The sequence below is a fragment of the Kamptonema formosum PCC 6407 genome (assembly GCF_000332155.1).
GTDB lineage: Bacteria > Cyanobacteriota > Cyanobacteriia > Cyanobacteriales > Microcoleaceae > Kamptonema > Kamptonema formosum.
Map to the genome: position 1 here is coordinate 966761 of NZ_KB235898.1, position 17499 is coordinate 984259.

Below are 17499 nucleotides of genomic sequence, written 5' to 3' on the forward strand. Positions count from 1 at the left end.
CCATCACCAAGGTTTTTACCCCATGTATCAGGTAGCAAGCAACTTATTAACTTATCATGAACTATTCGTACCGGGTCATAGAGATCCTCTGATTCTGTTGCAGAATCTATTAGATGCTGGGATTTTTTCTAACTACGTGATGTACAGAAGTGAGAACGAAGTACGTATTGCTGGGAATGCCTTAGCTGAAGTATCGGTAAGTTCTGAAACTGTTTCGATCGCCTGTATGGGTGAGATTAAGTCAGAACCGATTGTCGATCCGCTCAAGCAAGTAGAATTAGCCTTAGCATCTTTGCCAATTGAGAATTGGACTGCGTATGGTTACATTGGCTTTGATATGGCGCGTTTCTATTACTCCTACTCCAAGGCAATTGAACAACCTCTACTCTATTTTTTAGTTCCAGAAATAGAACTTTTGATCGCTCCTAGAGGAGTGCATATCAGAAGCATTAAGTCGCCAACAAAAGTTCTGGAAGCCTTATCAATAAATAGCGAATTGAGAGACTATGTAGCGACACCACCAGTTGTTGATTTTGCCGATAAAGAAGAGTATCAAAGCCAGGTTTCCGATCTGATTCAAGCCATCCAAAACGGCGATTTACATAAAGCGATTATTTCCCGTTCCGTAAAAGTGAAAGGGGAGATGGATTTACTGGGAACTTATATTTTAGGAGCAAAAAATAACAATTCAGCGCGATCTTATTGTTTGCACGTTGGCGAAGTAAGTGCTGTAGGCTTCAGTCCTGAAATTTTAATGGAAGTTAGTGCTGATGGTTTTGTCGTTACTAATCCCTTAGCGGGAACTAGACCCAGATCCGAAAATTTGGCAGAAGATTTACAATTAGAAAATGAGTTATTTACTGATGCTAAAGAAGTAAAAGAACACGCGCTTTCGATTTGGCTGGCGCAAAGTGAGATGGCTGAGGTTTGTCTCCCAGAAACGCTGCGAATTTTTGACTTCATGCAGGTGAAACAATACAGGTGCGTGCAGCATCTATCATCGCGAATTGGCGGTCAGCTAAAAGTAGAAAAAACTTTATGGGATGCTTTGAAAGTCTTATTTCCAGGTGTCACTGTATCGGGAATTGACAAACACAAAGCTATGCAATGGATCGAGATCCTAGAAAAAGAACCGCGAGGAATTTATGCTGGTGGTATTGGTTGGGTTAATAGTAGTGGGATGGCAGATATTGCGATTGCAATTCGATCCGCTTATCAATATGGCGATTGGGTTTACTTAAATGCTGGCGCAGGAATTGTGGCAGAATCTATTCCCGAAAATGAGTATGTGGAGTCTGTTAATAAGATGAATACGATGTTAACTAATTTAGTCTTGAAGGCTCCTTTGGCGGTTGAAACCGCTACTACACAAACGAAGTCCGCCTGCGCGGACTAAGAAATAAGGGGGATATTTAACTGCACTTTAGCGCAACTACTTACCTAAAAATCACTCCTAGTTTTAATGGTTATGATCAATCCTTCAGTCGGTATTCGATCGCTTGCACTCAGTTTTCCCAGCCTAATTCGGACAAATGATTATTGGTTGGAAAAGTTCCCTCATTTGTTTGCTGTAACTTCGTCAAGAAGAACGAGGTTATTTCAGTCTAATGAATTCACCTCTAATGATGACGAACTTGCTATCTGGTCGCAAGAAGTCGCACCATATTTATCAGACCCTTTTCGGGGTAATGTCGAGCGAAGAGTGTTGGGTGCAGGCGAGTCGTCCTTGATGCTGGAATGTCGCGCTGCTAAGGATGCGTTGGATGCAGCAAAACTTTCTACTGATGAAGTGGAATTGGCGATTGTTGCTTCTATTTTCCCAGAACAACTGGTTCCCGGTAATGCCTCTTACCTAGCAGGTGAATTGCAATTGCAATGTCCCGCTTGGAATCTGGAATCAACTTGTTCTAGTGCATTAATTGCGCTGCAAAATGCGCGTGCTTTGGTGCAAATGGGAGAGTATCGTAATGTTTTAGTTGTTGTCTCTCATATCGAATCTAACTCTATAGATGATGAAGATACTTTATCGTGGTCTATGGGAGACGGTGCTGGAGCTTTTGTGGTGGATTCGCTCAACTCTAATCAAGGAGTTTTAGGCAGTAAAATAATTAATACTGCTGCTACTTGTGGTGCGTATTTACACGAGTTAACAATCGACGCGCAAGGTAAGCCGGGAATGCGTACTCGGACGGGTGAGAATGCTAGCAGTTTCGCGGAAACAAGTGTGGAGTTTGTTCGTACTTGCTGTGAGGGGGCTGTAGCGGCGGCTGGCGTGAGTCTCGAACAAATTGACTTTTTTGCCTTCAATACTCCGACAGCGTGGTATGCGAGGCTGTGTGCTAGGGCTTTGGGTATAGATTTGGAGCGGACGATCGATCTTTATCCCTGGTATGCGAATATCGGTTCTGTATTTGCGATCGCTAATTTATACCATGCCGCTCTTGCAGGTAAAATTCGCGAAAACGACTTAGTTCTCGTTTACACCAATGGCGCGGCGGCAACGGCGGCGGCAACGGTAATGCGCTGGGGTGATGTAGCGCTAGGAAAGCCTCCTGCTCCTCCAATTAATGCTAATCGAGAAGAAGAAGAAAAGAGTACAGTCAATCTTTTTGGTGTTAACAAAGCTGTTCTATCCAAGGAAAAACTATTCGCTGCTGCACCAAGAGAACAGCAGCAAATATTGGAAAGCTATCTCATAGAATGGCTAACTAATTCTTTACAATTGCCTTTCGATCGTCTAAGTCCGCAGCATTCTCTGGCTTTACTGCTTGATTCCTTAATGGCTTTTGAACTCAGAAGTCGAATTGAGGCGGATCTACAAGTGCGAGTGCCAATAGAAAGATTCTTTGGTGATAACAACATCACTCAATTAGCCGAACTCGTACTTAATCAATTAGCTTTGGCGAGCTTAACGGCATCAGAATCGGTTTTTATTACCGAATTCAAAGCAGAGGAAGAAAGGGAAATATTAAGTATTTGATTTGAACCTCAAAAAAACGCTCGTCAATTGGTGCAATACTAACTTCAAGCTAAAAATATGAATCTACATTTACTCTTAAACACTTTATCTAACCAAGGCGTAAAACTTTCTACTGATGGAAGTTCCTTAGAAATTGATGCGCCGAAAGGAGCAATTACTCCAGAGTTGCGGAACTCATTAATTGAACATAAAGCCGAACTTATCCTGTTATTACGCCAGAACAGCATGAGTGCTAGTTCTACTTCTTTACCAGTAATTAACCCAGCACCAGACTTGCGCTACGAACCTTTTCCATTGACTGATATGCAGCACGCATTTTGGGTAGGGCGTAGTGGGGTATTAGACTTAGGAACTGTCGCCAATCATGGTTACTACGAAATTGAATGTCACGGTTTAGACTTGGAAAGATTGAACGCGGCTTTGCCCAAATTAATCGATCGCCACGATATGCTGAGGGCAATAGTATTACCCGATGGTCAGCAACAAGTTCTCAAACAAGTTCCTACATATCAAATGGAGATTTTGGATCTGAGAGAACACGAAAAAGAAGTTGTAATTTCTGAAATTGAAGCAATTCGCGATCGTCTATCCCATCAAGTTTTACCTGCTGACCAATGGCCTTTGTTTGAGTTTAGAGCAACGCGGTTAGATGGGGATATAATTCGGCTGCATATCAGCTATGATTTACAAGTATTTGATGCTTGGAGCTTGTTTCGTTTATTTGATGAATGGTTTCAACTGTATCAAAATCCCGATGCGATATTGCCACCGTTAGAGATAACATTTCGGGATTATGTTTTGGCAGAACAAGCGTTGCAAGATACAGAATTATATAGGCGATCGCACGAGTATTGGTTGAGTCGTCTGGATAGTCTATCTCTAGCACCGGATTTACCTCTCGCTAAAAATCCTAAAGAACTCAAAGAGCATCGCAACAGGCGCTATGAAAGCGGACTGGAACGAACTGATTGGCAACAGTTAAAGTTGCGATCGGCGCAAGCGGGTGTGACTCCTTCTGGGCTATTACTGGCCGCTTTTGCTGAAATTATCGCACTTTGGAGTAAAAGCCAAAAATTTACAATTAATCTGGCTTTATTTAATCGTCTACCGCTGCATTCTCAAGTGAATGATATTTTAGGAGACTTTACCTCTGTCACTCTTTTAGCAGTAGATAATTCCGCTTGCGAGTCGTTTATAGATCGAGCAATTCGCCTTCAGAAACAACTGTGGCAAGATTTAGAACATCGCTATTTTAGTGGAGTCAGCGTAACGCGGGAATTGGCTCGCAGAAGAGGCACAACTCCTAGCGCGATGCCGATTGTTTTTACCAGCACTCTTGGCTTTCGTTCTCTGGGACAGGAAACTTTAACCTTTAGTCATTTTGGCGAATTGGTATATGGAATTAGTCAAGCATCCCAAGCTTGGATGGATATTCAAGTTTGGGAAGAAAAAGAAACTTTGACATTTAATTGGGATGTCGTTGAAGAACTTTTCCCGGACGGTGCGATCGCAGATATGTTTGAATCATATTGCCGTTTTCTCAAGCAACTTGCTACTTCTCAATCTGCTTGGGTGGAAACGAATCGGCAACTTTTACCTCCGGCGCAATTAGCACAAAGAAATGCGATTAATGCTACAGATGCAGTGATTCCAGACGATTTACTACATAGTTTATTTGCCGCGCAAGTCCGGGATAGAGGAAGTGAAAAGGCAGTGATTTCATCAACACGAACTCTAACTTATCAGGAATTATTCGAGCGCTCGAATCAAGTCGGTCATCGACTGCGCCAATTAGGAGTTATACCCAATCGGTTAGTCGCGATAGTAATGGAAAAAGGATGGGAACAAATTGTCGCAGTTATGGGTATTTTAGCTGCCGGTGCTGCTTACGTTCCCATCGATCCCGGATTACCTGAAGAACGCTTATCTTATCTATTAGAAAATAGCGAAGTTGAGATCGTTCTAACTCAATCTTGGTTGAAAGAAAAGCTGACTTGGCGATCGGAAATTCAACTAATATGCGTAGATAATGAAGACTTAGCCGGAGAAAGTAAGCGATCGTTAGAGCCAGTTCAAACACCCGATGATTTAGCTTATGTTATCTATACTTCTGGGTCTACAGGATTGCCCAAAGGGGTGATGATTACTCATCGCAATGTGGCGAATGTTGTTGTTCATACAAATCAGCGTTTTAATGTTACTTCGCAAGACAGAATTTTAGCTTTGACCGCGCTCAATCACGATTTATCAGTTTATGATATCTTCGGTCTTTTGAGTGCTGGCGGTGCGATCGTTTTGCCGAATGCTGCTGCTGTGAAAGATCCCCGTCATTGGGTAGATTTAATGATAAGAGAAGGGGTGACATTATGGAACTCAGTTCCGGCGATGATGGAGATGTTGGTAGATTATGCAAATGAGGCAATTTTTAATAGCTTGCGCTTGGTAATATTAGGAGGAGATTGGCTACCGATTTCTTTGCCGAATCGCATAAAATACCTAGTACCAAATACCCAAATTCTGAGCATAGGCGGGCCGACTGAAACAACTATTTGGAATATTGGCTATCTCATTGAAAAAGTCGATCCAAATTGCAAGAGCATTCCCTACGGTCAACCGATGGCGAACTCGAAATATTATATTTTGAACGACGCTTTAGAAGACTGTCCGGTGTGGGTTCCGGGACAAATGTACTGTGCTGGAGTGCAGTTGGCAAAAGGCTACTGGCGCAATGAAGAAAAGACTCGCGACAGTTTTATTAATCATCCGCGCACGGGAGAACGTTTGTATCGGACAGGAGATTTAGGTTGTTATCATCCTGATGGCAACATTGAATTTTTAGGACGAGTTGATTTCCAGATTAAGATTCGGGGACACCGCATTGAAGTGGGAGAAATTGAGGCTGCTTTGACACAGCATCCTAATGTGAAAGCTTCGGTAGTTGCAGCAATTGGGGAACAGCATAAAGAGCAGTTGGTAGCATACCTTGTTTCCGACCGAAAACCAAACCCTACTATTGAAGAAATTAGAGAATTTCTTAAAAAGAAGTTACCCGATTACATGATGCCATCAGCTTTTACATTTCTTGATGCTTTACCCCTTTCTGCTAATGGGAAAGTAGACCGCCGTGCTATTCTTATTCAAGATAGTATTTTCCAAAAAGTAGAAGTTACTTACGTTCCCCCAAAAAGCGAAGTAGAACAAACAATTGCCACCGCTATCAAAGAGATTTTGGGATTAGAAAAGGTAGGCATAAACGATAATTTCTTTGATTTAGGAGGGAATTCATTAATGCTCACAAAAATTTACAGAAGGCTGCTAGATTTATTGCCAGACATGGTACAATCTATTGCATTAACTGATTTGTTTAAACACTCAACAATTAGTGCTTTAGCAAAGCGCTTAAACCCAAAATCAGTCTCCTCATTGCACGAGTCAAAAGCTGAAGCTGAAGAGAAAATCCAACAAGGGAAAAATCGGCTCCAGCAAAGATTTCAAAAATCCAGGCTAATGAATCTTTGAAGGTTATTTACTCCACTTCACGAGTGGAATAATAAGCATTGCCTTTATTTATGGTTAGGGATATTACCTAAGTGCTTACTTTAAATTTTTACGACAGATGAACGCAGATTTTAGGAGGAAAGAGAAGCTGATGAGTTATGAAAAAAATGGATTAGAAATTGCGATTGTAGGTATGTCTGGAAGATTTCCAGGGAGTAAAAGTCTTGATGACTTTTGGGAGAATTTGAAAGCTGGAGTAAATTTAACTTCAACCTTTCCAAATTCAAGACCAAGTAAATTAGGCGATCGCACAACAAAAGTAGGCTCCGTTCTTGAGGATATAGAATTATTCGATGCTTCTTTCTTTGGCTTTAATCCTAGAGAAGCAGAAACGATGGACCCCCAACACAAAATGTTTTTAGAGTGTGCTTGGGAAGCGTTAGAAAACGCTGGCTATGACTCCGAAATCGAACAAAGACCGATCGGCGTTTATGCAGGAACGGGAATTAGCACTTACTTGCTTTATAACCTTCATCCCAACCGAGAATTGATGGATTCAATGAGTTTCTTGCAAACTCTGGTTGGAGTCGATAAGGATTACGTTCCTACTCGCGTCTCCTACAAATTGAATCTGAAAGGGCCGAGTGTTAGTGTAGGAACAGCTTGTTCTAGTTCATTAGTGGCAGTTCATTTAGCTTGTCAAAGCTTATTAAGTGGCGAATGCGATATGGCTTTGGCGGCTGGTGTTGCTGTCAAAGTTCCTCAAAACGAACTAACACTATCGCCCGAAGAAATTATTTCTCCTGATGGCAAGTGCAGAGCTTTTGATGCCAAAGCAAACGGTACAATTGGCGGTAACGGCATTGGAGTAGTTGTTCTCAAGCGGTTGGATGATGCGATCGCAGATAGAGATTGCATTTATGCTGTTATTAAAGGGTCGGCTATTAATAATGATGGTGGATTAAAAGTTGGCTATACTGCTCCCAGTGAAGAGGGTCAATCGAAGGTAATTCGATCGGCTCAAATGATGGCGGAAGTCGAGCCAGAAACGATCTCTTATATAGAAGCTCACGGAACGGGAACTCCTTTAGGCGATCCGATTGAAATCGCGGCGCTGACACAAGCTTTTCGAGTTACTACTGATAAGAAAGGTTACTGTGCAATTGGCTCAGTCAAAACAAATGTCGGGCATTTAGATGCTGCTGCTGGAATTACGGGTTTAATCAAAACAGTTCTATCACTCCACCATAAATTACTGCCTCCCAGTATCAATTTCGAGACACCAAATCCGCAGATAGACTTTGAGAATAGTCCGTTTTATGTTAACAGTAAACTTTCGGAATGGAAAGCTAACAGTAATCCTCGCCGTGCTGGAGTAAGTTCTTTTGGGATTGGGGGAACTAATGCTCATCTAATTCTTGAAGAAGCTCCTACACCAACAGTATCTAGTCCTGCTCGCGCCCAACAATTATTAATACTTTCAGCTAAAACTAATTCGGGATTAGACACAGCTACAACTAATTTAGTTAACTATTTAGAGCAGTATTCTGAGGCTAATATTGCCGATGTAGCTTATACTCTGCAAGTTGGTCGTCGAGGATTCAATTATCGCCGAACGATCGTAGTAGATAACCTTGAAGATGCAGTAAAAACTCTCAAATCGAACAATCCCCAGCGAGTATTTACTAATTTTACGGAATCAAGCGATCGCCCCATCGTTTTCATGTTTACAGGACAAGGAGCGCAATATGTCAATATGGCGCGGGAACTTTATCAAAGCGAATTAATATTTCGAGAAGAGTGCGATCGCTGTTTTAAATTCCTTCAACCCCATTTAGGTTTAGATTTGTGCCAGTTGATTTATCCAAGTAAGAAAGACACCGAAAAAGCAACACAAAAATTACAGCAAACTGCTATTACTCAACCAGCACTATTTGTTATTGAATACGCGATCGCTAAATTATTGATATCCTGGGGAGTACAACCCCAATCGATAATCGGTCACAGTATTGGCGAATATGTAGCGGCTTGCCTAGCTGGTGTGTTCTCTCTCGAAGATGCTTTATTACTGGTAGCTACTCGCGGAAAAATGATGCAGCAGTTACCTGACGGGGGGATGATTTCAGTAAGTCTATCTGCGGAAAAAATAGAAGTATTTTTGAATAAAAACCTCTCTCTAGCCGCAAGTAATAGTCCATCTTTGAGCGTGGTTTCAGGAACGAAAGAAGCCATAAGTCAACTCGAATATAAACTAGCAGAAAAGGGGATAGAATATCGCCAATTGCATACCTCTCATGCGTTTCATTCCGCAATGATGGATTCGATTATCAAACCGTTTATAGTGGCAGTTCAAAAAGTAAAACTTAATCCTCCTCAAATTCCCTTTATATCTAACCTTACTGGTACTTGGATTACCACTGCTGAAGCTACCGATCCGAATTATTGGGCGCGACATTTGCGGGAAACCGTGCGATTTTCAGAAGGAATTTCTGAGTTGATTAAAGACGATCAACTCATTTTCCTCGAAGTTGCGCCGGGACGTACATTAACTACGCTGACTAAACAGCAAGCATCTGGACGAATCGTACTTTCTTCGCTTCCTCATCCCAAGGATAAAGAGTCAGATTTAGGATTTTTACTGAATACTCTGGGTAGACTTTGGCTAGCAGGAGTGCGCGTAGATTGGTCGGGATTTTATGCAGATGAAAAACGCTTTAGCGAAGCTGTCCGCAGGAATCGCATCCCCCTACCAACTTATCCTTTTGAGCGCCAACGTTATTGGATCGATCCTCCACAGGAATCAGCTAGTAATCGTCAAATAACGTTGGATCAAAAACCCGATATTGCAGATTGGTTTTATATTCCATCGTGGAAACGTTCTCTGCTCTCAGCGCCTAAATCGAATACCATACAAGTTCAGTCATGCTATTTGGTATTTATCGATGAATGCGGTTTGGGACTCGAATTATTGAAACGATTGGAACGGCAAAATCAAGAAGTGATTACCGTCAAAATTGGGTCAGAATTTTCCAATTTTGGGGAAGATATCTATACTGTTAATCCTCAACAACCCAATGATTACAAAGCTTTAGTTAAAGCACTTTTTGAGCGAGAGAAGATTCCCAAAACAATCGCGCATTTGTGGACTGTTACAAAAGACAGTAAATTAGACTGGGAACTGATAGATAAAGCTCAAGAAAAAGGATTTTATAGTCTACTATTTCTAGCACAAGCATTGGGTGAAGAAAATTTAAGTGATGAGTTGCAAATTGTCGTTATTTCTAATAACCTACAAGAAGTAACTGGAGATGAATTACTCTGTCCAGAAAAAGCAACTTTGCTGGGAACTGTGAAAGCGATCGCGCAAGAATATCCACAGATCAATTGTCGCAGCATTGATGTTGTACTTCCACCTTCGGGAAGTTGGCAAGAAAAACTTCTAGAACAATTATTCACAGAAATAATAGCTGACTCTTCTGATTCGATCGTTGCTTATCGTGGTAATAATCGCTGGTTACAAACTTTTGAACCAGTTAAACTAAATGAAGCACGAGAAGAAACACCAGTTTTGAGGGAAGGAGGAGTTTATTTAATTACAGGTGGACTGGGGGGAATTGGTCTTGTTTTAGCAGAGAATTTGGCGAAAACTGTCAAAGCAAAACTTGTTTTAGTAGGACGTTCTGCGTTTCCCGATCGCAACGAGCGATCGCAATGGTTAGCTACTCACAATGAGCAAGATAACATTAGCCGCAAGATTCGCAAACTACTCGAATTTGAAGAGTCTGGCGCAAAGATTTTGGTAGCTACTGCTGATGTTACTAACTTAGAACAAATGCAGGTTGCGATCGCTCTTGCTCAGAAACAATTTGGTCACATTGATGGCGTTATTCACGCTGCCGGAGTCCCTGGAGGCGGTGTAATTCAACGCAAAACGCGGGAGGAAGCTGAACGTATTTTAGCTCCTAAAGTAAAAGGTACTTTGGTGCTCGATCTTCTACTCAAAGATGTAGAGTTAGATTTCTTTGTTTTGTTTTCTTCTCTTGCTTCGGTAATAGGTGGAGTTGGACAGGTAGATTATGCAGGAGCTAATGCTTTTCTGGATGCTTTTTCTCACTATAAAAACTCTACAAATGGCACGTTCACCACTTGTATTAACTGGGATGCTTGGCAAGAAGTGGGAATGGCAGCTTCAGCGGTGAAACAGTTCTCTCTAACTCCCGATATTTCTCAACAAAAATTAAGAGCAGTAGAACATCCTTTGTTTGAAAACTCTTTAGTTGACAGTTCGGAAAAAGAAATATATATTTCCAAGTTTAATGTCGGCAATCTTTGGGTTTTAAGCGAACACCGATTCAAAGGAAAAGCCATACTTCCCGGAACAGCCTACTTGGAAATGGCGAGAGTGGCTGGGGAAATTCACGCTAATAATAGAAATGTTGAATTGCGACAAGTCTATTTTCTGTCTCCTTTAATCGTAGAAGAGGATGAGGAAAAAGAAGTTCACACAATTCTGACCAAAAAAGAAGATAGTTTCGAGTTTGTGATGATGAGCAAATCTAAGTCTACGTCAGATGAATGGCAGAAACATACTATCGGGGAAATAGCTTACAACAAGTTAGAAACATCTGAAAATTTTAATATTCAAGAAATAAAAGGAGAGTGTAGGGATCGAGAAATAATCGTTAGCAATCAAAAGGATAAAAACCCAAAAGGAGCTATCGAGTTTGGAGCCAGGTGGAACAACTGTAAATGGATAAAAATGGGAAACAACAAAGGATTAGCATTTCTAGAATTACCGAAAGAATTCATACCCGATCTGAATTCATATAAACTGCATCCAGCTTTATTGGACTATGCCACAGGATTTATGATGATGCAATTAAAAGATGAAGGGGCGACTTACTTACCTTTTTCTTATAAAGCATTACAGATTCAAGGAGATTTATCCGGTCGGATATATAGTTACATCAGGTTGATAGAAAATAAGCAATCTCAAAAAGAAACGCTGAAATTTAATATTACGATTTTGGATGAAATGGGTACGATATTGATGGAGATTGAAGAATATACTTTGAGGTGTTTAAATGAAAACATTTAATGATACGAGCGAGAGCGATCGCCTAAACCAAACTGCCGCCAGTTCTGAAAGCCAAAACGTCTATTTAACTATCTCCTCTCCTGGCTTATTAGATACTCTGACATTTCGTCCTATTCCGCGTCAAAAGCCCGGTGTAGGTGAAGTAGAAATTGAGGTGAGCGCAACTGGACTTAACTTTAAGGAAGTGCTTCTTGCCCTCGGTTTAGTTCCCGTTCCAAATGATTTTAATTTCAAGTTTGGACTTGAATGCGTCGGCAAAATAACGGCTTTGGGAGAAGGAGTTGAAAGCTTGGCAATTGGAGATGAAGTAATTGCTTTTGGTACTTCATGCTTTAGCCGATTTATTACCACTTCTGCTCAGTTAGTAGCGTCAAAACCAGCACATCTCAGTTTAGAAGAAGCGGCGACAATTCCAGTTGCTTTCGTAACCGCTTATTATGCTCTAATTAAATTGGGCAAATTGCGTCAGGGTGAAAGAATTTTGATTCATTCAGCCGCTGGCGGTGTGGGAATGGCTGCCGTACAAATTGCTCAGTGGATAGGGGCGGAAATCTTCGCTACGGCGGGCAATGATGAAAAACGAGAATTTTTGCGATCGCTCGGCATTCAACAAGTAATGGATTCCAGGTCTTTGACTTTTGCTGATGAAGTGATGAAACGCACTGAAGGCAAAGGCGTAGATGTAGTTTTGAACTCATTAGGAGGCGAATTTATAGCAAAAAGTCTTGCGGTTTTAGGACGTTACGGACGGTTCTTAGAAATCGGTCAACGCGATATCCTTAATAATAGCCAATTAGGTCTGCAACCTTTTGAAAAACGGTTATCATTTTTTGCGATTCAAGTAGAGCCTGAACTACCTAATTTCAGCGAACTTTGGCGAGAAGTAGTGAAACACTTTAACAATAAAAATTTCACTCCCCTACCTCATCAAGTCTTTCCCATTTCAGAAATAGTTCGCGCCTTTGAATACATGACCGCAGCCAAACACATTGGAAAAATTGTGATATCATGGCAGGATAAAAGGGAAGTAGAAGTGGAAAAAAATAACGTATTAACTTCTCCCAGTCCCCAGTTTTTTGCAAAAGCTTTGCCAATAAAATTTATCGAAAATGGATTGTTACCGTCAGAAGGTATCAACGTTTTCAGACGAATTTTAGAGAGTAAACTGCCCCAAGTTTTAGTATCAACTCGCGATTTAACTACCTTAATCGCTCGGCATAATTCAGATAGCATACTAAGTTTCTCAGAAACCGGAGAAAAGGCTAATTTATCCCAAGCAATACACCCCCGACCAGAACTAAGTAATGCTTATATACCTCCCCTAAATGAGCTTGAAGAAACCATCGCCAACATTTGGCAAAAGTTTCTAGGTGTTAAGCAAGTGGGTATCTATGACAACTTTTTTGAATTAGGCGGACATTCCTTATTAGCCACCCAAGTTATTGCTCAGATGCGCCTAGCCATCAAGATGGATTTGCCATTAAGCATCCTGTTTGATGCACCCACTATCGCTGAAATTTCCCAGTACATTGAGAAGATTCGCTTGACTACTAAAAAATTCCAAGCGCCTATTAATACTGAATTAGATGACAGAATGGAGATCGAATTATGAAACCATCAATTGACGAATTTTTATTCAACCTCAGCGAACTCGGTATCAAACTTTGGGTAGATAACGATCGCCTGCGCTGCAATGCTCCGAAAGAAATGTTGACATCTACTTTGCGCGAACAATTGACCGATCGCAAAACTGAAATCCTGACATTTCTAAATAAATTTAGCGAATATTCCAGTATTCAAGACCAAACATTGCCTTTAATTTCACCAGACCTAAAAAATCGCTATCAGCCTTTCCCGCTCAATGATATGCAGCAGGCTTACTGGCTCGGCAGAACTGATTCTTTTGATATGGGAAATGTGTCGATCCACAGCTATACAGAAATCGAGATCGTCGATCTAAATATAGATCGATTAAATTTAGCTTGGCAGCAGTTGATTAACCGTCACGATATGCTGCGAGCGATCGTTTTGCCGGATGGACAGCAGCAAATTTTGCCGCAAGTACCACCTTATGAAATTCAGGTATTAGATCTGCGGGGAAAAGATGTTGAGGCTGTAGCTTTTCAAATAGAAATGATTCGCGATCGCCTCTCGCACCAAATGTTACCTCTCGAACAGTGGCCTCAATTTGAAATCCTCGCATCTCGATTAGATGAACATAGCAGCAGGCTTCATCTCAGCATTGATGGATGGTGTCTTGATGGTAGGAGTTTACAGCTTTTATTCCGAGAGTTAAAAGAACTCTACGACAAGAGCGATCAACACTTACCTCCTCTAGAACTTTCATTCCGAGACTACGTTTTGGCTGCGATCGCTCTCGAAAATTCACCTATCTATGAAAAATCTTTAAAATATTGGCTATCTCGTATTCCTACGTTACCGCCAGCACCGGAATTACCACTAGCACAAAATCCTAGCAATCTCAAAAACCCTCGATTTGTTAGTCTCAAATATAAATTAGAAGCTCAAGTGGTACAAAGACTAACAAATCGAGCGGCTAAAGGCAGTTTAACCTTAGCTGGAACCTTGCTTGCTGTCTACGCGGAAGTGATAGGACGCTGGAGTAAAAGCCAGAGATTTACTATCAACGTACCGCGATTCAATCGCCTACCATTGCATCCTCAAGTCAACGATATTATGGGAGAATTGGTATCATTTACTCTCCTAGAAATAGATAACTCAGGAAATGAATCATTTGAAGCGCGATCGCAGCGTATTCAGTCGCAACTTTGGCAGGATTTAGAACACGATTATGTAACTGGAGTGCGAGTCCTGCGCGAATTAGCTAAAGTTCAAGGCAAAGCCGGAGGAGTCGCAATGCCGATCGTATTTACGACTACTCCTCAAGATGTGGATGGTAATAATGCGAGCGGAGATATTCCTCTGGGAAAAGTTGTTTATAATGTCTACCAAACTCCGCAAATCTGGATAGATAATATCTATTTTGTGGAGGCGGATGGCTCTCTAACCTACACTTGGCAAGTCGTAGACGAGCTATTCCCCGCAGGGATGATAAATGATATGTTCGAGGCAGCTTGTCATCTCCTGCAACGCTTAGCTAATGAAGAGAATACTTGGCAAGAAACAGCGCCAAAATTAATACCATCCGCACAATTAGAGCAACGTGCAGCCATCAACAATACTGCGGCTGAAGTATCAGATAGCTTACTCCACAGTTTGTTTGCAACTCAAGTTAAACAGCGACCAGAAAAAACGGCTGTGGTAACTTCCACTAGCAGCTTAAGTTATCAAGAATTATTCGATCGCTCCAATCAAGTCGGTCATCGACTACGCCAATTAGGAGTTCTTCCTAATAAGCTAGTCGCCATAGTAATGGAGAAAGGGTGGGAACAAATTGTCGCAGTTATGGGCATTTTAGCTGCCGGTGCTGCTTACGTTCCCATTGACCCAGGATTGCCTAAAGAACGCTTATTTTATCTCCTCGAAAACAGCCAAGTTGAAATTGTTTTAACTCAATCTTGGTTAAAAGAAAAACTTGCTTGGCGTGAAGGAATTCAACTACTATGTTTAGATAATGAAGACTTAGCCAAAGAAAGCAAGCAACCGTTAGAATCAGTTCAAAAACCAGGCGATTTAGCTTATGTAATTTACACCTCTGGTTCGACTGGCAAACCCAAAGGAGTGATGATTACTCATCGCAACGTGATAAATGTGGTTATCCACACCAATAGACGCTTTAATGTCAGTTACCAAGACTCTATCCTAGCTGTAACCGCACTCAATCACGACTTATCTGTTTATGACATTTTTGGGCTTTTAAGTGCTGGCGGTAGCATTGTCATGCCAGATGCTGAAGCGGTAAAAGATCCCTCTCATTGGGTAGATTTAATGTTGCGAGAAAGAGTGACTTTATGGAATTCAGTTCCGGCGATGATGGAGATGTTAGTTAGCTATGTCGAACAGCAATCTGCAACTATTCCTTTAAGTTTGCGTTTGGCAATTTTAGGTGGAGATTGGCTCCCGATTTCTTTGCCAGAGCGACTAAAATCTTTACTGCCAAATATCCAAATCCTTAGTATTGGCGGCCCGACTGAAACTACAATTTGGAACATCGGTTATCTCATCGAAAACACCGATCCAAACTGGAAGAGTATCCCTTACGGTCAACCGATGGCTAACGCCAAATATTACATTTTGAACGAATCTTTAGAAGATTGTCCGGTGTGGGTTCCCGGTCAAATGTACTGTGCTGGCGTACAATTAGCAAAAGGTTACTGGCAAGATGAAGAAAAGACTAAAACTAATTTCATCACTCATCCGCGCACGGGAGAACGGATTTACCGCACGGGAGATTTAGGTCGCTATTTACCAGATAGCAACATCGAGTTTTTAGGACGAGTAGACTTTCAAATTAAAATTCGAGGACAGCGCATTGAAACCGGAGAAATTGAGGCGGCTTTAACCCAACATCCCAATGTAAAAGCTTCTGTAGTTACAGTTGTGGGTAATGAGTCTAACCAGCAGCGCTTGGTGGCTTACATCGTTCCCAAACAGAAAAATTCTACCGAAAATAAGCTGTCTGAAGCTTATGAGCCAGGTCAACTTGAAGGAGTATTGATCGATCCGGTAGAACGCATTGAATTTAAGTTAAAACAACTAGGATTGAGACAGATTCCACCCACTCAACACAGTATTGAGTTGCCAAAACCTGAGTTTGATGAAATTATCAAACAGGCTTATTTGCAGCGTCAGAGTTATCGGCAATTTTTAGATAAAGCCATTTCTTTGAAACAGTTAGGTGAGTTTTTAAGCTGCCTACTACCAATAACGCTGGATAGTTCCCCGTTACCTAAATATCGCTATGCTTCCGCTGGTGGTCTCTATCCCGTGCAGGTATATTTGTATGTTAAACCCAATCGAGTGGAAGGGTTAGAAAGTGGATTTTACTATTACAATCCTACTTATCACCGTTTGGTATTTTTGAGTGCTGCTAGTGATATTAACAACAGGATATATCAAAAAAATCAGCTAATTTTTGAGGAAGCGGCTTTTTCCCTATTTTTGATCGGACAACTGAGTGCGATCGCGCCGATGTATGGAGAAGTGACGCGAGATTTTTGTATGCTGGAGGCGGGTTATATCAGTCAATTACTAATGGAAACCGCGCCAAAATATGAAATCGGTTTGTGTCCTATTGGTTCTATAGAATTTGAACAATTGCGAGATTTATTGGCGATCGAATCGAGTCAAATTTTACTTCACAATATGGTAGGTGGAGGAATAGATCCAAGTTGGACTAAGCAATGGTTGGAGGAAAAGCCTGCAACATTTGACAATCATCACTCAGAATCATTAAATGATGAATTACGCGATTTCTTGCAGCAGAAACTTCCCGAATATATGATACCTTCTGCTTATGTGCTACTAGACGCATTACCATTAACACGGAATGGTAAAGTCGATCGCCTCGCCTTGTCTGCGCTAGAAAGTCTCGTTCCCCAACAGAGTGCGGCTTACGTTGAACCAGTAACAGATTCCGAACAACTCATTGCAGGGGTTTGGCAACAGATACTTCAACTGGAAAAAATAGGAATTAATGACAATTTTTTTGAGTTGGGAGGTAATTCGTTGCTCATGGTCAAGACTCAACTCAAATTGCAAGAAATATTGGGTAAAAAAATACCGATCGTTGATATGTTTAAAGCCCCAACTATTTCTTCTTTGATCAAATACTTAAATCAAAACGAAACTACAAAAACCTCGACAGAACAAGGTCAAGAGCGAGGCTCAATACGGAGCGATCGCCAAACATTACGAAGTCAAAAACAACAATCCAGACAGAAGCATCGGGGGCAGAAAGTTTAGATTTTGTAGTTGGGACTTTCAATTGCTAATAGTCAAT

6 protein-coding genes are annotated in these 17499 nt (G+C 41.3%); all 6 read left to right on the forward strand.

Going from position 1 to position 17499, the window contains the following annotated elements:
* The first annotated feature begins 22 nt into the window (after nucleotides 1-22).
* The 6 genes from OSCIL6407_RS0104175 (at nucleotide 23) to OSCIL6407_RS0104200 (ending at nucleotide 17462) form a co-directional block, all read left to right on the forward strand.
* Nucleotides 23-1396, forward strand: coding sequence for an anthranilate synthase component I family protein (locus OSCIL6407_RS0104175; RefSeq protein WP_007358398.1), 1374 nt, complete (start codon nucleotides 23-25; stop codon nucleotides 1394-1396).
* 66 nt (nucleotides 1397-1462) lie between these two features.
* Nucleotides 1463-2980, forward strand: a complete 1518-nt coding sequence (locus OSCIL6407_RS0104180; RefSeq protein WP_007358397.1) for a 3-oxoacyl-[acyl-carrier-protein] synthase III C-terminal domain-containing protein — start codon at nucleotides 1463-1465, stop codon at nucleotides 2978-2980.
* 57 nt (nucleotides 2981-3037) lie between these two features.
* On the forward strand, nucleotides 3038-6499 hold the full coding sequence (locus OSCIL6407_RS0104185) for a non-ribosomal peptide synthetase (RefSeq protein WP_007358396.1): 3462 nt from the start codon (nucleotides 3038-3040) through the stop codon (nucleotides 6497-6499).
* A 130-nt stretch (nucleotides 6500-6629) separates the two neighbouring features.
* The gene (locus tag OSCIL6407_RS0104190; protein WP_007358395.1) at nucleotides 6630-11576 is read left to right on the forward strand and encodes a type I polyketide synthase; all 4947 of its coding nucleotides are present in this window, start codon (nucleotides 6630-6632) and stop codon (nucleotides 11574-11576) included.
* Nucleotides 11563-13188, forward strand: a complete 1626-nt coding sequence (locus tag OSCIL6407_RS0104195; RefSeq protein ID WP_007358394.1) for a zinc-binding dehydrogenase — start codon at nucleotides 11563-11565, stop codon at nucleotides 13186-13188. The genes OSCIL6407_RS0104190 and OSCIL6407_RS0104195 overlap by 14 nt, the downstream gene beginning before the upstream one ends.
* Complete coding sequence (locus tag OSCIL6407_RS0104200) at nucleotides 13185-17462, forward strand: non-ribosomal peptide synthetase (RefSeq protein WP_007358393.1); 4278 nt, start codon at nucleotides 13185-13187, stop codon at nucleotides 17460-17462. Before OSCIL6407_RS0104195 ends, OSCIL6407_RS0104200 begins: the two co-directional genes overlap by 4 nt.
* Nucleotides 17463-17499: the final 37 nt, after the last annotated feature.